We start from the raw sequence: 17545 nt of genomic DNA on the forward strand, positions 1-17545 counted from the left end.
GCGTTCGGGGTAGGCGATTTATAACAACATCTTTGCCATCAGTACTTCTCAAATCCATGAACAGAATAAAGAGCAGTTTATGACTTCAACACCTAAGATTGTGCCGTTAAATAAAGAACAGCACGCCGCAACTAAAATCAATAATAACAACGCTTTTTCTCATATCAGCAGCGAGCATTTATTACCGGTAGTGGTACACGAATTTGTTGTGGCCGGTGCTGAGTTCCCCATTGTATTTGTAAAAGCCAACGACACTTTTCAGCCGGTAGCTATGCTGGGCCTGGCTGCGCAGCAAAACCTGTTTATGCAAAATGATCAATGGCAGGCGCTGTATGTGCCACGAGCGGCGCGTAATTACCCACTGGTGCTGGTTAAAGATAAGCCGGATGGCGATCGTCTGATGGTGGGCCTGGATGAAAGCTCGGCCCGTGTTGGCCAGGTTGAAGGTAATGCCCTGTTTAATGACGATGGCAGCGAGAGCGAGTTTTTAACCCAGCGTAAACAGCAAATGGCTGAATATGTCGATATGGGCATGATTACCCGTAATTTTGTGGAAAAATTACAAAGCCTGGAACTGATTAAAGAACAGGTATTAACACTGACAATTAAAGGTGAAGAGCGCCGTATTAACGGTATTTACCTGATTGACGAGCCAAAACTGAACGAGCTGAGCGATGAAGTGTTCCTTGAGCTGCGTAAAAACGGTTACTTAACCGCTATTTATGCTCTTTTAATGTCGCTGCAGCATACGCAGAAACTGGTAAAGAAAATCGCTGACGCCGGTTAATTAATAAAGCTAATAGATTGATGCGATTAGCTTTATTTGTAGTGTTGCCTGAAAGCCAGCTAACTTAAGTTAGCTGGCTTTTTTTATCTTCAAAGTTCGGGTATTACTGTACGGCTTACGGTATTGCCCAGACGGCTGCGCAGCCAAAGCGTAGCCGGTTGTGCTGGCGTGGTAGCTGGGCAGGGGTGCCAGTTCTGGCCCTGATCGGTACTACACTCGGTAGTTAACAACGGCAGCGCCGTATTGACCTGCAGTTGCTCAGCACTGAGTTTTACGCCCGGTGGTGGCAGGTAAAAACTGCTGTTATTCGCAGCCAACCGGCCCAGCTCAACCTGGCTTAACCGCAAAGCAAACCGCTGCCAGTCCTGGCTACGCTGAATGCTGTTGTTATTGGCCTCCCAGCCGGCTTTATGCCAGGCACGCTCGGCCAATGCCAGCAGGCGGGGGTAGATCATTTGTTCCAGCTGCTCTGCTGTACGTATGGTTTCGCTCCACACCTGGCCCTGAATGCCAAGAATGTTTTCAGCTTGTTTAAGTGCCGGCATTTCGCGGCCCACCAGCGCTTCTAAATCGGTAATAAGTGCGCCGCTGCGCGTAGTGTCGGCATTGGCGTACAAATTGTCTGGCATAAAGCCAAACACTTTGTCGATACCGCTAAAGCGGGTGGCCCAGTAATAACCGCGCTCGGCCGGGTTGGCTTCGTGCGGGTGATCAAAATACAAATGGGTGCCGGGTGACAGGATCACCTGATAACCGTTATTGGCCAGTCGATAAGCGCGATCGCCCACACCCCATTCCCAGATATTGTCCCAGGCGTTGGCTATTACCCGTTCGTTAGCAAACTGACTGCGGTTAAAGGTATTTTGCCGATCGTACATTAAACCGTCTTCCCAGCCTGCCAGTGCAAGGCCGCGCTGTTGGGTGATATCTGCCAGCTGGCTGACAAAATAGGGTTTTAAATCGGCTACTCCTGTTACACCATTACCCGCGTCGTTAAACAACTGCTGACAGGCGGCAGAACCGGTCCAGGAGCCGTTGGCTACCTCATCACCGCCCATATGAAAAATATTCAGTTTAATACCGGCCTGGCGGTACATTTGTTGTAGCTCATACACCACTTTATCGACAAAGGCATAGGTAGATGCCATGCAGACATTAGCTGAATTGTCGTTGTAGTTTTGCACGCTAAGGTAACTGGAGCTGTCATTCGGATCAGACAGCAAATACTGTCTGGCTGCCTCTGGTTGGCCTGCGGCCATTAAACGGCTATAGCGGGCTTTCATGGCCACAATAGCGGCACGGGCGTGGCCAGGCAGGTCAATTTCCGGTATGACTTCAATATGACGCTCTGCGGCGTATTGCAAAATTTCAATGAAATCGGTTGTGCTGTAATAACCATTACCAGAGCCATCCGGGTGCGGCCCGGTGCCAAGTTGAGTAAGCAGGCAGTGCTGCTCGGTTAAATCAAAGCAACGTTTGGCACCGATATCGGTTAGCTCCGGCAGACCGGGAATTTCCAGCCGCCAGCCTTCGTCTTCTGTCAGGTGCAGGTGCAGCTTGTTCAGTTTGTAGCGCGCCATATTATCAATTAGCCGCAGAGTCACATCTTTACCGTGAAAGTTACGCGCCATATCGTAGTGCATGCCGCGCCAGGTAGCGCGTGGCTGATCGGTTATTTTGCCTGCAGGTAGCAGCAGTTTATTGTCTTGCTGTTGTAGCAGCGCCAGTAATGTCTGCACAGCATAAAAGGCGCCGGCGTTGTCTTTACCGGTAATGCTGATAGCTTGATCGCTGATATCAAGCTGGTAGCCCTCAGCAGTAACAGCTAAGTCGCTATCTACCTGTAGTGTAATCACGCTGGTTTTTTTATCTGCCGCGCCGCTGCTGCCGGGCACCGATAAGCCCATTTGCTGTAACTGCTGTTGCAGGTATTTTACCTCTTGTGTCAGGCGGCCACTAAAATGAATGTGCCAGCTGTTATCTAGCGTAACACGGCGCTTACTAAATTCGGCCTGAAGTGGCGTAGGTATAATGCGGGTGCTGACATCATCGCTTATACGGGCACTGTTTAGCTGTGTGTTGTGGTTAAAGCGTAATGCTGTGTCGACCACCGGCACCTGATCCGGCTCGCCCATATTGCGCAGCTGTTGCTTTGGTGCACTAATAGGCCGCACAAACTGGCTGAAGTCTTCAGTATCAGTATTGGTAAAAACTTCGGCTTGCAGCTTAGCAAAGGCAATAAAAGCGCGTGGCATAAAATCACTGTAGCTTACCATCCAGGGTGCAGATTCAAACGGCAGCGTCAATTGTTGCGAGGGCTTAAGGCCGGCAAAGCCCGCTATCGGGCGGATACGGTGCAGGTCGCCTTGTACGTGTTCAACTTGTAAACCCTGTTGCCGGGTAGGCTCTATGCGGCGGATCAAATGAAAGTAAATTTGCCAGTCTGCTTCGCCTGCAGGCAGGGCATGTGCAGAGTTATTCTGCAGTGTTATAGCAGCGCTAAAACGGGAAGGTGTATCCAGCTTGTTTGACTGCACACTAAATTGCAAGCTGCTGTTTTGGGCAAATTCTGCCAGTTGTTGCTGGGTCCATGCCGCCGATGCCGGAGCTGCACTTAGCATCAGTAAAAACATAATAACGCGCATAAAAAATTCCCCTGTTATAGCGGGTGCTATGCAATTTGCACCAGCTTGTTATTTTAGTATGTTAGCAAACAACTTAAATTTCTTAGGTAAATTTATGATTATATTGTTAATTTTAAATTTAATGCGGTCAGCACCGTAAAATGCCCGTTTGTTTTTCAAACAAGACACTTGTTATTTGCCAGATTTATTATATGCTGATTTTTAAAAATGACAACGCTGTCAATTTGCTTTGCCAACAGGCAAACCGCAAGTAATAACAGACAGCAACAGTGATGACAGCCAGCGGTATTAATACAACTTGCAATGAGGTTAACAGGATGAGTTCAGCGCTGAAGGCCGATACGCCTTTATATTTAGGGATAGACGGTGGTGGCAGCAAATGCCGCGCTGTTATTGTATCGTCAGAACAGCACATTTTAGGCGAAGGTTTATCCGGCCCGGCTAACCCGTTGCGTGGTATGAAAGTGGCAACAGACTCTATTTTAACGGCGACCCAGCAAGCGCTTACCAGTGCGGGCCTGGCATTTAATGATATGTCGCGTTTAATTGCCGGTGCCGGTTTGGCAGGTGTCAATATGCCGCAGTATTTCCGGCTTTTTTCTGACTGGCAGCATCCGTTTAAAACACTGCATCTTACCAGTGACTTGCATATTGCCTGTATGGGTGCGCATCAGGGGCTTGATGGTGCAGTAATTATTGTTGGTACCGGTTCTTGTGGCCTGGCAGAAGTAAACGGCCAATTGATAGAGGTGGGCGGCCATGGCTTTCCTTATGGCGATAATGGCAGTGGTGCCTGGTTTGGTATGCAACTGCTGCATAAGGTGTTACTAAGCCTGGATCAGCTGGCACCGCCTACGCAAATGACAACCTTGCTGCTACAAGAGCTGGCCGCCAGCAACAGTATTGAAGTGGTGTCGCATTTTATGCAGGCAACGCCAACCACTTATGCCAAATATGCGCCTCTAGTGTTTATTGCGGCAGAAGCAGGCGATGCAACGGCAATGCAGCTGGTGCGCCAGGGCGCAGAATTTATCAGTGCTATTGCCGACAGGTTGCTGAGCATAGCGCCACCCAGGTTATCTTTTATCGGCGGTTTGGCGCATAAACTGCTGCCGTATCTGCCAGAACATATTCAGCAACAGGTTACACCGGCATTACAACCGCCGGAACTCGGTGCAGTGTGGTTTGCCCGTCAGCGCGGCCAGCTGCCATCTTCCGTTATGTCGTTATAGGTAAGAAGTAAAAATGAGCAACAGTATTATGGCTCTGGAAGCCACAGAAGCGCCACAACGTATTGCAGAACAACTGGCAGCTAATGCTGCTACCGTGCAACAGGTGGTAGAACACATCCGCCAGCGTTCACCCAAATTTGTTTATATGGTGGGCCGCGGATCTTCTGATCATGCCGGGGTGTTTGCTAAATATTTAATTGAAATAGAAGTCGGCCTGCCAGTGGCTGCAGCTGCCCCGTCTATCGCCAGTGTATACAACAAATCATTGCAACTGGCCGACGCGCTGGTGCTGGTTATTTCACAATCGGGCCGCAGCCCGGATATTCTGGCGCAGGTGGAGATGGCCAAACGCAGCGGCGCTATGGTAGTGGCATTGGTAAACGACACTACCTCACCTTTGGCTGAGCAGGCGCATTACACGCTGCCGCTGCATGTCGGTGCCGAAAAGGCCGTGGCCGCCACTAAAAGCTATCTGGCTACCTTAAGTGCTATTTTACAGCTGGTGTCGGTATGGTCGGGTAATCAGGCATTGCAACAAGCCGTGCAGCAATTGCCGCAAAGTTTGCAGGCAGCTATCGACTTGCCGCAGCAGTTAACAGCACAGGCGTTAGAGAATGTGGCGCATCTGGTGGTATTAGGCCGTGGTCTGGGTTATGCCATTTCGCGCGAAATTGCGCTAAAGCTAAAGGAAGTATGTGGTATTCATGCCGAAGCTTTCTCCAGTGCTGAATTTTTACATGGCCCGGTTACGCTGGTAAAAAATCAGTTTGCTATTGTCGATGTCACTATAGAAGATGAAAGCTTAAGTGCACACCGCAGCCAGATAGAAGATGTGCGCAGTCGTGGCGCTGCCATAGTGCAGCTGCATCACCGTGGTGTAAACGCCGATGCGCGGGTGTTACCCTTACTGGTATTGCAGCGCTTTTATCTGGATGTTGAAGTGGTGGCGCGTAGCAGAGGCATTAACCCCGATGCACCGCCTGGCCTGAATAAAGTGACCAAAACGGTATAACCCAACCTAACGGTAATAAGTACATGCAGCAGTTAAGTGTCAGCCGCCTGTTTGACGGCGAAAAATGGTTTGATAATGTCAGTGTCGTTATTAAAGACGGCGTTATTCAGGCAGTAACTCCGGCAACCGGTGCAGTGCAGCAGGGGTTGCTGGTGCCTGGCTTTATTGATGTACAGGTTAATGGCGGCGGCGGGGCTTTATTTAATACCGCCCCCAGCCGGCAGACACTGCGCACTATGTTGCAGGCGCATGCCCGTTTTGGTACCACAGCTATGCTGCCCACGGTAATTACCGACAGCGTGAGTGTTATGCAGCAGGCAGCCGACACTGTTGCCGGCGCTATTGCCGATGCCGAGCCCGGTATTATCGGTGTACATTTTGAAGGGCCGCATTTATCGGTGCCGAAAAAAGGCGTGCATCCGCAGCAGCATATCCGGCAGTTAAGTGAGGCTGAATTGGCAATATATGGTCGTACTGATCTTGGCATTAAGCTGGTTACGGTAGCGCCGGAAAATATCAGCCCGCAGCAAATACAGCAGTTGGTAGCGCTGAATGTGATTGTTTGCCTTGGCCACTCCAATGCCGACGCCACCACCGTACAAGCGGCACTTGCAGCCGGTGCCACCGGTTTTACCCATCTTTATAATGCTATGTCGCCGCTGACCTCGCGTGAGCCGGGTATGGTGGGGGTAGCGCTGGCAGATACCAACAGCTGGTGCGGCGTGATTTTTGACGGCCATCATATGCACCCGGTGGCTGCCAAAGTGGCGTTGGCGGCGAAGCCTAAAGGCAAACTGATAATCGTAACCGATGCCATGTCACCGGTTGGCACTTCAGATAGCGAATTTGCCTTTTTCGACGGCAAAGTAATACGCGATGGCAACAAACTGACCAATGAAGCTGGTGCGTTGGCAGGCTCGGTGCTGGATATGGCCGCCGCCGTGCAGTATGCGGTGGAACAGCTTGATGTTAGTGCCGCAGAAGCCTTACGCATGGCGTCGTTGTATCCTGCGCAGTTTTTAGCACAACATAATAAAGGCCGGATAGTGGCCGGGGCGCAGGCAGATTTAGTGTTACTGAATAATAACTGGCAGGTGCAGGCTAACTGGATTAACGGTCAGCCGGTATTTACTGCCCAATAACATACTAACAAACATATTAATAACACAATAATAGCACAATAATAATAGCGGGGAATAAATATGGAAATGACAGCTGAGCAGGCAAAAAAGCGCAGCAGCATACTGCCAATGATCATAGTGGCGATGCTGTTTTTTGTGCTGGGGTTTGCTACCTGGCTTAATGGCTCGTTAATGCCTTATCTGAAGCAGATGTTGCTACTTACACCGTTTCAGGCATCACTGGTATTGTTTTCATTTTATATTGCCGTAACCTTTACCGCGCTGCCCTCTGCCTGGCTTATCCGCAAAGTAGGTTATAAAAACGGTATGGCACTGGGTATGGCCACCATGATGCTGGCTGGCCTGCTGTATATTCCGGCAGCCCAAACCCAGACGTTTGCGTTATTTTTGTTAGCGCAGCTGGTTATTGGTACCGGCCAAACCTTGTTGCAAACTGCAGTAAACCCTTATGTAGTTAAAATTGGCCCGGAAGAAACCGCTGCAGTGCGTATCAGCATTATGGGTATTTTAAATAAAACTGCCGGTGTTGTGGCGCCTATTGTTTTTACAGCGCTGATCGCCAGCAGCTTTGTTGCGCCTGCCGGCACTGAATTAACTGCAGGACAAATTGATGCTATGGCGGCAAGTTTAGTGTTGCCTTATCTCGGGCTTGCCGCCTTTTTGGGCTTACTGGCCCTGGCGGTGAAGTTTTCACCGTTACCTGAACTGGAAAAAGAAACCGGAGAAGGTAACAAAGCCGGCCAGATAAAAGCCGCGCTGGCAAGGCCCAGCCTGGCACTGGGTGTGCTGGCACTGTTTGTTTATGTTGCGGTAGAAGTGATCGCCGGTGACACCATAGGCTTGTTTGCATTATCGCTGGGGGTTGAGCGTTATACCGTAATGACATCCTATACCATGGGTTGTATGGTGCTGGGTTATATTTTGGGCATAGTGCTGATCCCAAGAGTGCTGTCGCAGCAGGCGGCGCTGGCGGTATCAGCTGTATTGGGCGTAGTGCTTACGCTGGCAATAGTGTTGGGTGATACATCATCCTATGTTATTGCCAATACGCTGTTGGTACCTTTTGGTGGTACAGCGTTACCGGACACCTTGCTGCTTATTGCTGTATTAGGATTGGCAAATGCTATCGTCTGGCCGGCAGTGTGGCCTTTGGCACTGTCTGGTTTGGGTTCACTTACCAGCATCGGCTCGGCGTTGCTGATTATGGGCATTGCCGGTGGTGCTTTTGGCCCGTTGTTTTGGGGGCTGGCAAGCGGCAGCGGGCTAGGTCAACAGGGCGCTTATATCGTGATGCTGCCCTGTTACCTGTTTATTCTGTTTTATGCGCTTAAAGGCCACAAATTAACCAGCTGGCGCTAGACTAAGGCCAGCTAGATAGCGCGGTAGCTTAAAAGCGGTATTCCCAGGTTACTGCCAGGCTGCCGCGTTTAACGCGCAGTTCTGGCTCTGGCGATTTATCAAATGCCCGGCCTTCAATGCTTAGCAAGCCGTTGAATAACGGCTGGCGGTACTCCAGCCTTAACTGCCAGTTTTTCAGCTCTGAACTGGCAGCAAGGAACTCACCACGCAGCACACTAACCGCCCAGCTGTAACCGTCAAATGTCTGATAGCGGTAACCCGCCGACAATACCCTTGCATCGGCTCCATAACCGCTGCCTATCACCCGGCCATAGCGGCGATAGCCTTGCGGATAAATGTCGCCTTCGTAGGCACAATCACCGGCCATCATTTGCTCTTCACAGCGAATATAGGTGTCAGACCATTCCAGATTCAGTGTATGCACCGCAGTTTCACTGCCGAAAAAAGTACGCACGCCATACAGCTGCATGGGTTTGCCTAACTTGCGGCCACCGTTATCGTCTGCCAGCTCGGTATAAAAGCTGAAGGGGCGGTTAAACAGATTGGTATGAAAAGTCATATCCACTGCAGCCAGGTTATCGGCGTTGTTGTCATCGTTTAGTAACAACATATCGCCGAAAGCATCCAGACCGTTATCCAACGTATCGCCGCCCCACTGGCTTACCCGCGATAAGCCAAGTTCCAGTTGCGGCAATGGCCGGGCGCTGAAACGGGCGCCAAAATGTTTAATCTGCCGGGGCATGCTGCTGTGCTCGCCCTGACCAATAAAGGTAGTGAAGCTCCACGGGCCTAACCAACTAAACAATAAAGCGTCACTTTTTTGCCAGCTGTGGCGGCTTAAGCGCAATGACGGGATCGGGCGGGCATTATTGGTTACCAGCAGCGAGGTTTGCTGGCCCGGCCCCCACCATAACGGCTGTTGCTCCAGTGCCAGCACCCAGTTTCCGGCAATAACGGCCATATAGCTGCCGTCATACGTCAGCTCTTGCTCGTTGCTGCCATCTTCCAGTTTGCGGTAATTCACTTGGGTTTTTGCTGCCCAGTTATCGCCCAGATACTCTTTAAATACACTGGCACTGGCTTTATCAAAATAAGTTTCACCAAAGCTTTGGTACAAAGAGGGATCTGAGCTGGCTTTAAGTTTAATACCGGCTATATAGCTGTGCTGGTTCGCATTTAAGGCTGAACGCACATGGGCCAGCGCAAAGCGCAGCTCTTCTGTGGGTTGCTCCTGCGCAGCCGCTAAATCGGCAACAATGTTTTTCCACATTAGCGGGTAGGTATTTACCGGGCCGGTAATAACACCGGCATGAGACAGCGTTTGCAGTGACTGGCGCAAATAGTTGTCGGTAGTATCTACCCAGGGCGCAGCCGCAGCTGGCACGGCAAACAGCAGTAAACTTAATAAAGAGGGTTTAAAGGTCATAATTTAAATTTAGCTTTTAACGCCTGTTCAACATGGCAGGGCACGAAACTGGAGACATCACCGCCATGGCGGCACACTTCTTTTACCAGCGTAGAGGATATAAAGGTGTTTTTTTCTGACGGCGTCATAAAAATGCTGTCCAGCGCCGGGTTTAACTGGCGGTTCATACTGGCCAGCTGAAACTCATACTCAAAATCGGCGACAGCACGCACACCGCGGATCAGCACCTGTGCTGATTGATCTTCAGCAAATTTAGCCAGTAAACCCGAAAAGCCGATAACACTGACATTGCTGATACCGGTAAAGGCCTGTTGTGCCAGCGACACCCGATCATCCAGACTAAACAGTGGTTGTTTGCTGGGGTTGGCTGCTACTGCCACTATTACCTGGTCGAATATACGGGCTGCCCGCAGCACCAAATCGGCATGCCCATTGGTAAGTGGGTCAAAGGTGCCTGGATAAATAGCTTTTATTTTCATTGGGTTGTAAGCTTTCCTTGGCAAGGGCACAGCAGTGGCTGTCCTGCGACTAGAGTTTTTAGTCAATTTGGCGTTACTATAGCAAATTAATTTAGCTAACAATAAGCCTGTTTCGCAGATGGAAAAGAAGTTAAGAACTAAAGATAAAATTCTGCAAGCCAGCATAGAGCTGTTTAATCAGGTGGGTGAGCGTCAGGTCACTACCAATCATATTGCTGCCCACCTTGGAATTAGCCCGGGTAATCTGTATTACCACTTCCGTAATAAAGAAGATATCGTCCGGCAGATTTTTAAAGAATATGCCAAGTTGCTGGAAACCCGCATTAAGCCACCATCGGATAAAGCCGAGGCTCTGGATGCACTGGCGTGTTATCTGGACGCGGTGTTTGAGCTGATGTGGCGCTTTCATTTCTTTTATGCCAATTTGCCGGATATTTTATCGCGTGATCCCGCCTTGCAACAAGATTACCTGCAGGTACAGCAAGGTGTGTTGACACGGGTTATTGCCGTGCTTAAAGCGCTGAAGCAATCTGCGGTAATTCAGATTGACGATGACGACATTACCGATCTGGCGCACAGCATAAAACTACTGGTGACATTCTGGATCAGCTATCTGAAAACCCAGGCGCCGGATCAGGCTATTGATCAAGCCAGCGTATATCAGGGAGTGCTTAAGGTATTGCTACTATTTAAACCTTATGCCACCGAGCAGGCCCGGCCCCGTATCGCCCGTTTGCAGCAGCATTATGAAGCGTTGGCACAATAATACCTTTGTAGCTTAAGCTTTACATCTGCAGGTCTGAGCAGCACTGCAGATGAGTGAAAAGCGCTGCAGGACAGCGCTATAAGCTTTACAATGGCGCCGTTTTTTCTGTTTTCTTACCCCCCGCAACAGGAGGCTTTATGCGCAATGGCGCTTTTCTGCAACATCTACAACAACAAATAGACGATGTGAAAGCAGAAGGTTTGTACAAAGCAGAACGTATTATTACGTCTCAACAAAGTGCCGACGTTACCGTTGGTGGCCAACAGGTACTGAATTTTTGTGCTAACAACTATTTAGGCCTGGCCAATCACCCGGATTTAATTGCTGCTGCACAGCAGGGCTTACAAAGCCATGGTTTTGGTGTGGCGTCGGTGCGCTTTATCTGTGGCACTCAGGATATTCATAAAACGCTGGAGCAAAATATCAGTGCGTTTTTAGGCACCGAAGACACCATTTTGTACTCTTCCTGCTTTGATGCTAACGGCGGCTTGTTTGAAACCATCTTAGGCGCTGAAGATGCAGTAATATCTGATGCGTTAAACCATGCTTCTATTATTGACGGTGTGCGCCTGTGTAAAGCCAAACGTTACCGTTATGCCAATAACGATATGCAGGAACTCGAAGTGCAGTTAAAACAAGCGGATGCCGATGGCGCCCGTTTTAAACTGATTGCCACCGATGGTGTGTTCTCAATGGATGGCGTAATCGCCGACTTAAAATCCGTGTGCGACCTGGCCGACAAATACGGCGCCATGGTAATGGTAGACGACAGCCATGCGGTAGGTTTTGTCGGCAAGAACGGCCGCGGTACCCATGAATACTGCGATGTGATGAACCGCGTTGACATTATTACCGGTACCCTGGGCAAGGCCCTTGGCGGTGCGTCCGGCGGTTATACCTCGGGCAAAAAAGAAGTAATTGAATGGCTGCGGCAGCGTTCACGGCCATATTTGTTCTCTAACTCGCTGGCGCCGTCTATTGTTACCGCCTCTATAAAGGTGCTGGATATGCTGGCACAGGGTGATGCACTGCGGGCTAAGCTTTGGGATAACGCCAATTACTTTCGTGAAAAAATGTCTGCTGCCGGCTTTACGCTGGCCGGTAAAGACCACGCCATTATTCCGGTAATGCTGGGCGATGCCAAAGTAGCGGCAGAAATGGCTAAACGCATGCTGGCCGAAGGCATTTACGTAGTGGGTTTCTCTTTCCCGGTAGTACCAAAAGGCCAGGCGCGCATTCGCACACAAATTTCAGCAGCACATACAACAGAGCAACTGGATAAGGCAATTGATGCCTTTATCCGTATTGGTAAAGACATGGGCGTGATCGCATAAGGGCGGGGCGTGAAAATGAAAGCATTAGCAAAGTTAAAAGCAGAACCGGGCATCTGGCAAACCGAGGTCGACAAACCAGAAGTGGGCCCGAATGATGTGTTAATCCGTATTAAAAAAACCGCTATTTGTGGTACCGATGTACATATCTATAAGTGGGATGAGTGGGCGCAAAACACTATTCCGCACGGTATGGTGGTAGGCCACGAATATGTGGGCGTAATAGAAGGTATGGGTTCGGAGGTGCGCGGCTTCAACATTGGCGATCGCGTTTCCGGCGAAGGCCATATTACCTGCGGCTACTGCCGTAACTGCCGTGCCGGTAGGGTGCATTTGTGCCGCAACACTATTGGTGTTGGTGTAAACCGTGCCGGCTCTTTTGCTGAGTATCTGGTTATTCCGGCGTATAACGCCTTTAAACTGGCAGATAATATTCCGGATAATATCGCTGCTATTTTCGACCCGTTCGGTAATGCTGTACATACCGCCTTGTCGTTTGATTTAGTTGGTGAAGATGTGCTGATCACCGGTGCCGGTCCCATCGGCATTATGGCTGCGGCTGTGGCGCGCCACGTGGGTGCCCGCCATGTGGTGATCACCGATGTTAACCCTTACCGGCTGGAACTGGCATTGAAAATGGGTGCCACCCGTGCGGTAGATGTCAGCAAGCAAAATTTAAAAGACGTGATGAAAGAGCTAGGCATGACAGAGGGCTTTGACGTTGGCCTGGAAATGTCTGGTGTGCCGGCAGCGTTTCGCGCCATGCTGGATACGATGAACCACGGCGGCAAAATTGCCATGCTGGGTATTCCGCCTTCTGATATGGCGGTAGATTGGAACAAGGTGATTTTTAAAGGCTTGGTAATTAAAGGCATTTATGGCCGTGAGATGTTTGAAACCTGGTACAAGATGGCCAGCTTAATTCAGTCTGGGCTGGATTTAACGCCAATGGTCACCCATGAGCTGCCAATGGAGCGCTTTCAGGAAGGCTTCGACATTATGTGCTCCGGCCAATCCGGTAAAGTGGTATTGAACTGGTCTTAATGTAGTGCCGTGATCACAACGAAGAAAGCGAACTGAAGTTCGCTTTTTTTATGTCCGCTTTTTTGTCAGTAACATAAAGTTACAGGTGTATCTTTGAGTGTGATTTTATTATCTTGTTGATTTTTATCAAAATAATTAGTTGGATTGGTTTATGCATTGTCCTGATGCAAGCTATTGCATTTACTACAACCAATAACAAAATTCAGAGGTATATCCATGTTGAAGTCTATATTGTTTGCTCTATCAGCTTTGGTACTGAGCAGTCTGGCGTTACCGCAGACCGTGCAGGCCGCGCCTATCATGACACAAGAATTCCTGTTTGAAGATGGCACCAGTTTTGGTGTGCTGTCTGTTGATCTGGATAACATTGACGAGTTCGGTAATGTACTTGAGTGGGAAGCGTTTGAACTGTTCGGTTTTACCATCGGTGAGAGCTTTCTGTTTCTGGCTGAATATGACCCGTTCAACCTGGCTGCAGGTTTTAGCTTCTTAAACTTTGACGTAAATGATATCTCCAACTCATTTGCTTTTCAGGGCTTCTGGGACGGCGCTTTTGGTGAAGGTTTCATGGATATTTTCAGCACAGATGGCGAGTTCCTTGATGCTGGTACCTTTTCTTTAAGCAACGCCACTTTAGTGTCTGAACCAGCAACAGTATTTCTGATGTTGGGTGCGATTGGTGGTTTATTACTGCGTCGCCGTCAAGGTTAAGTGTCAGCTTTTTTATCAGTGAAATTATTTGTAATTAACAACTATGGCGGCTTGTTCACACATGTTGTCCCTGCTGTCAGGGGCAACATGGTTGCCATGATTGGGGTAGTAACCCATATTTAAGTGTCTGCTTTTTATACATGTCTGTCAGGCGGCTTTTACATTTGGCCATGTTGTCGGTAGAGATAAAAAGCAAGTCAGGTTGAAGAAATCCAGGTTAAAAAAATAGTGCTCGAATAAATATCGTCAGATGCCGTGACAAGTTCACAGCCTTGGTTTAACAAAACCTGATTGTGTGTTTGCACAGCTCTGATGGGTAATAAAAATAAACGGAGATATTACATGCGATTTAACAGAATTATGTCCAGAACTGCGCTAGCAGTTGCAGTAGCTGTCGGCGCGGTCCACGCCAATGCACTGGCAAACCAATATGAAGTGACCATCGACCCAAGCCAACTGCGTCAGGTAGCCGACGATAGCACAGACGCAGTGCCTTATATCGTTCAGGTGAAAGGCAAAAGTGGCGTAGAAAGAGCAGAAGAGCTTGGTGAGCTGCTGCCCGCCAGACAATCAGTTGCCCGGGCGCTGAACCGCTATAATGCCGGCTCAGCTAAAATGCAAAGTTATACTAACAGCTTAAAAGCGTTCCACCAGGAACTGGCGGCACAAACCGGTGCAGTACAGGTTATTTATTCCTACACACACACGTTCAATGGTTTCTCTGCGAAAATGACGGCAGCACAAGCCGAAGCAATGCGCAGTTTGCCAAATGTTATTGGCGTATGGCGTGATGAAGCTCAGCAACTGACCACATCAAATACCCCGGCGTTTCTTGAACTGACAGGCTCGCCTGAAGGTTTACACACTCTGGGTGTGAAAGGCGAAGATGTTGTTATTGGTATTGTTGACAGCGGTATTTGGCCAGAACATCCAAGTTTCGCTGACGATGGTTCATACGGCCCACTGGCTGGCTGGACCGGAGTGTGTGATACCGGTGAAGATGCTGATTTTAGCTGTAGCAATAAGCTGATTGGCGCACGCTACTATAAAAGCTCTTTTGAAAGCGTGTATCAGTTACAACCGGGTGAGTTTGTGTCGCCACGTGATGCTGATAACCATGGTACTCACGTTGCGTCAACCGCTGGTGGTAACGAAGGTGTAACGGCTGTATTTAATGGTACTCCTGTTGCGACCGTATCTGGTATCGCGCCGCGCGCACGTATCGCTATGTATAAAGCCTGTTGGAACAGTAGCTATGTTAGCCCTGAAGGTGTAAACGAGCGTGGCTGTTTCTATGGCGATACCATGGCCGCTATTGATCAGGCCGTAGCTGATGGTGTTGATGTTATTAACTATTCTATCGGTGGTAGTTTAACCGATTTAACCACCTTAGCTGTAGCGGCCAAGCTGCGTGCTACTCAGGCCGGTGTATTTGTTGCTGTGTCGGCAGGTAATGATGGCCCGGGTGCAGGTACTATTGGTACGCCGGCGCCATGGGTAACCACGGTTGCGGCATCGACGTATGATGGTACCAGTATTGCCAATGGTATTGAGGTAACAGCAGGTCCGCTGCAGGGTACTTATATTGCCGTTGAAGGCGGTACTTCTAAGCCTTTGAGCGAAACTGGCAATATTACTGCCGACATTGCGGTTGCTTCTCCGATTGAAGCTTGTACACCGCTAAGTAATGCGGTTGAGCTGGCTGGTAAGTTTGCGCTGATTCAGCGCGGCACCTGTAACTTTGACGTTAAACTGGCCGCTGCAGAAGCTGCCGGTGCTGTAGGGGTTATTGTATATAACAATACTACTGCTTCTCCATCTGTTATGGGTGGCTCAAGTAGTTTTGCTATTCCAGCGGTAATGACTACGCTGGCTGCAGGTAATGCGTTTAATGCTGAAGTTACCGCTGGTGGTACTGTTAGTGTAACAATGAGCCCGTCTGTGTTTGTTACTGATGTAGTTGAAGTTGGCAACCTGATGGCGGGTTTCTCGTCACGCGGCCCTAACTTGGCAACGTCTGATGTTATCAAGCCTGATATTACTGCACCGGGCGTTAAAATTCTGGCTGGTGCATCATCTGAGCCTATGTTAGCTGCGCACGGTAACAGCTTTACCTATCTGCAGGGGACTTCTATGTCCAGCCCGCATATTGCAGGTATGGCTGCTCTGGTAAAAGAAGCTAACCCAAGCTGGACACCTGCGATGATTAAATCTGCGCTGATGACTACAGCACGTCAGGATTTAACCAAAGAAAACGGTGTTACACCAGCAGATCCGTTTGATTTTGGTGCAGGCCATGCGGTACCAAACAAAGCGACTAACCCAGGTTTAACTTACGACATCAGCAATCTGGACTACTTTGCCTTCCTGTGTGGTATTGGCAACCGTTCTTTTGTACTGAGCGCAAGTGGTTTCTCCTGTGATGCGTTTGAAGCGGCTAATTACGACACTGATCCAAGCCAGCTAAACCTGCCATCACTGGCTATTGGCGAGTTGTCTGGTACAGAAACTTTATACCGTGAAGTAACGGATGTTAGCGGTTCAGCCTCGGTTTATACGGCAACAATTGAAGCACCGGCCGGTGTGAATGTTACCGTAGTAGGTGGCAATAGCATGGCAGTGCCTGCCAATGGTACTGCTGCGTATGGTTTAACCTTTACGCCGAACCAAAGCGCTGTTATCGGGCAATGGGTGTTTGGTGCTATTACCTGGTCTGACGGTGTGCACAGTGTGCGCAGCCCGATCGCGGTCAGAGTAGTACCACCAGAACTGATTGATGCGCCGGCAACTATTGCCGCTTCAGTAGTGGCTAAAGCAGGCCGTATTAGCTTCCCGGTGGCAATGAATTACACCGGTTCGACCAGCGCCAGCATTGTCGGCCTGAATGCACCAGCAGGTTCCAGCCGTACCATTCCGCAGGATCCTGATAGTAATTTCAGTTTCAATGAACCAGGCTTAGGTTTACATACGTTCGAAGTACCGGCTGGTACCAGAGTATTACGTTTCAGCTTGTATGAGGCTTTGGCCAGTGTGCCAGGTGCTGATTTAGATATGTACGTATACCGTTGTATTGCGTCTTCTTGTACCGCGGTAGGTTCTTCAGCCGCCAGTGGTGGTAATGAGCAGGTGATGTTATTGGATCCAGCACCTGCTGCTAATGGCGCTGCCGGTGACTTCTATCTGGTATTCGTGCATGCATACGACCTGTTAGGTCAGGCGACGGTTGACTACACTATGCCATTATGGATAGTGGGCACCAATGCAGGTAATACCAGAGTTGCCGCCAGTACCAGGGCAATTGAAGGTCGTTCTAACAATGTTACTGTGCAAACGTCTAACCTGACTGCCAGCCCGTTCCCATATCTGGGTGTGGTATCGTTTAAAGGTGCTGATGGCCTTGAGCAGGCAACAACCTTGCTGGAAGTAACAGCAAACTGATCGTATGGTAATTGAAAGGGCCCGGTTGAAAAACCGGGCTTTTTTTTAACTAAAACTGCCGCTGTAAGGCTTAATAAGCTGGCCTATACTGAATAAGCGACTTATAACGCCCGGGAACGGCTGGGAGCTTGTTGTGCTGACAGCTAGATGTAGTCAACCGCGGCAACTATTGT

13 protein-coding genes are annotated in these 17545 nt (G+C 49.4%); 10 read left to right on the top strand and 3 right to left on the bottom strand.

The window, feature by feature from the left end; all coding sequences use genetic code 11:
- The first annotated feature begins 79 nt into the window (after positions 1-79).
- A complete protein-coding gene (locus AR688_RS01490; RefSeq protein WP_068228141.1) occupies positions 80-787 on the top strand; it encodes a SapC family protein in 708 nt (235 codons plus the stop codon).
- An 89-nt stretch (positions 788-876) separates the two neighbouring features.
- Here the strand turns inward: AR688_RS01490 and AR688_RS01495 are convergent, their stop codons facing one another.
- Positions 877-3432, bottom strand: a complete 2556-nt coding sequence (locus tag AR688_RS01495; RefSeq protein WP_068228142.1) for a family 20 glycosylhydrolase — start codon at positions 3430-3432, stop codon at positions 877-879.
- 317 nt (positions 3433-3749) lie between these two features.
- Here AR688_RS01495 and nagK point away from each other — a divergent pair, with 317 nt between their 5' ends.
- The 4 genes from nagK to nagP are packed head-to-tail and all read left to right on the top strand — an operon-like array spanning position 3750 to position 8177.
- Entirely contained in the window at positions 3750-4664 is a 915-nt protein-coding gene (nagK, locus tag AR688_RS01500) for an N-acetylglucosamine kinase (RefSeq protein WP_068231038.1), read from the top strand.
- A gap of 13 nt (positions 4665-4677) precedes the next feature.
- The gene (gene nagB-II, locus AR688_RS01505) at positions 4678-5676 is read left to right on the top strand and encodes a glucosamine-6-phosphate deaminase NagB-II (protein ID WP_068228143.1); all 999 of its coding nucleotides are present in this window, start codon (positions 4678-4680) and stop codon (positions 5674-5676) included.
- Between the two features lie 23 nt (positions 5677-5699).
- Positions 5700-6818 carry an N-acetylglucosamine-6-phosphate deacetylase gene (gene nagA / locus AR688_RS01510; protein WP_068228156.1) on the top strand — a complete coding sequence of 373 codons (1119 nt, stop codon included), beginning with the start codon at positions 5700-5702 and terminating at the stop codon, positions 6816-6818.
- 60 nt (positions 6819-6878) lie between these two features.
- On the top strand, positions 6879-8177 hold the full coding sequence (gene nagP / locus AR688_RS01515) for an N-acetylglucosamine MFS transporter NagP (protein ID WP_197412082.1): 1299 nt from the start codon (positions 6879-6881) through the stop codon (positions 8175-8177).
- A gap of 28 nt (positions 8178-8205) precedes the next feature.
- On the opposite strand, the gene AR688_RS01520 is transcribed toward nagP, so the two are convergent.
- Together AR688_RS01520 and coaD are read right to left on the bottom strand one after the other, a co-directional pair.
- On the bottom strand, positions 8206-9603 hold the full coding sequence (locus AR688_RS01520; protein WP_068228157.1) for a capsule assembly Wzi family protein: 1398 nt from the start codon (positions 9601-9603) through the stop codon (positions 8206-8208).
- A complete protein-coding gene (coaD, locus tag AR688_RS01525) occupies positions 9600-10082 on the bottom strand; it encodes a pantetheine-phosphate adenylyltransferase (protein WP_068228158.1) in 483 nt (160 codons plus the stop codon). Before coaD ends, AR688_RS01520 begins: the two co-directional genes overlap by 4 nt.
- Positions 10083-10200: 118 nt before the next feature.
- Between coaD and AR688_RS01530 the strand changes: the two genes are divergently transcribed.
- The 5 genes from AR688_RS01530 to AR688_RS20585 all read left to right on the top strand — a co-directional run bounded on the left by AR688_RS01530 (position 10201) and on the right by AR688_RS20585 (position 17372).
- Positions 10201-10848, top strand: a complete 648-nt coding sequence (locus AR688_RS01530) for a TetR/AcrR family transcriptional regulator (protein ID WP_068228159.1) — start codon at positions 10201-10203, stop codon at positions 10846-10848.
- A gap of 137 nt (positions 10849-10985) precedes the next feature.
- Positions 10986-12182 (top strand): glycine C-acetyltransferase, encoded by a 1197-nt coding sequence (locus AR688_RS01535; RefSeq protein WP_068228160.1) that lies wholly within the window; start codon positions 10986-10988, stop codon positions 12180-12182.
- Positions 12183-12197: 15 nt separating this feature from the next.
- Positions 12198-13223, top strand: a complete 1026-nt coding sequence (gene tdh / locus AR688_RS01540; protein ID WP_068228161.1) for an L-threonine 3-dehydrogenase — start codon at positions 12198-12200, stop codon at positions 13221-13223.
- A gap of 216 nt (positions 13224-13439) precedes the next feature.
- Positions 13440-13934 (top strand): PEP-CTERM sorting domain-containing protein, encoded by a 495-nt coding sequence (locus AR688_RS01545; protein ID WP_068228165.1) that lies wholly within the window; start codon positions 13440-13442, stop codon positions 13932-13934.
- A 342-nt stretch (positions 13935-14276) separates the two neighbouring features.
- Positions 14277-17372, top strand: coding sequence for a S8 family serine peptidase (locus AR688_RS20585; RefSeq protein ID WP_068228166.1), 3096 nt, complete (start codon positions 14277-14279; stop codon positions 17370-17372).
- The last annotated feature ends 173 nt before the right edge of the window (positions 17373-17545 follow it).

This window comes from Rheinheimera sp. EpRS3, from assembly GCF_001513785.1.
In the GTDB taxonomy this organism is placed as follows: Bacteria; Pseudomonadota; Gammaproteobacteria; order Enterobacterales; family Alteromonadaceae; genus Alishewanella.

Coding starts and splice junctions, on each gene's coding strand:
- AR688_RS01545 (WP_068228165.1), top strand. CDS start 13,440: ATGTTGAAGTCTATATTGTTTGCTCTATCAGCTTTGGTACTGAGCAGT.
- nagA (WP_068228156.1), top strand. CDS start 5,700: ATGCAGCAGTTAAGTGTCAGCCGCCTGTTTGACGGCGAAAAATGGTTT.
- AR688_RS01490 (WP_068228141.1), top strand. CDS start 80: ATGACTTCAACACCTAAGATTGTGCCGTTAAATAAAGAACAGCACGCC.
- AR688_RS01535 (WP_068228160.1), top strand. CDS start 10,986: ATGCGCAATGGCGCTTTTCTGCAACATCTACAACAACAAATAGACGAT.
- tdh (WP_068228161.1), top strand. CDS start 12,198: ATGAAAGCATTAGCAAAGTTAAAAGCAGAACCGGGCATCTGGCAAACC.
- coaD (WP_068228158.1), bottom strand. CDS start 10,082: ATGAAAATAAAAGCTATTTATCCAGGCACCTTTGACCCACTTACCAAT.
- AR688_RS01520 (WP_068228157.1), bottom strand. CDS start 9,603: ATGACCTTTAAACCCTCTTTATTAAGTTTACTGCTGTTTGCCGTGCCA.
- AR688_RS20585 (WP_068228166.1), top strand. CDS start 14,277: ATGCGATTTAACAGAATTATGTCCAGAACTGCGCTAGCAGTTGCAGTA.
- nagK (WP_068231038.1), top strand. CDS start 3,750: ATGAGTTCAGCGCTGAAGGCCGATACGCCTTTATATTTAGGGATAGAC.
- AR688_RS01530 (WP_068228159.1), top strand. CDS start 10,201: ATGGAAAAGAAGTTAAGAACTAAAGATAAAATTCTGCAAGCCAGCATA.
- nagP (WP_197412082.1), top strand. CDS start 6,879: ATGGAAATGACAGCTGAGCAGGCAAAAAAGCGCAGCAGCATACTGCCA.
- nagB-II (WP_068228143.1), top strand. CDS start 4,678: ATGAGCAACAGTATTATGGCTCTGGAAGCCACAGAAGCGCCACAACGT.
- AR688_RS01495 (WP_068228142.1), bottom strand. CDS start 3,432: ATGCGCGTTATTATGTTTTTACTGATGCTAAGTGCAGCTCCGGCATCG.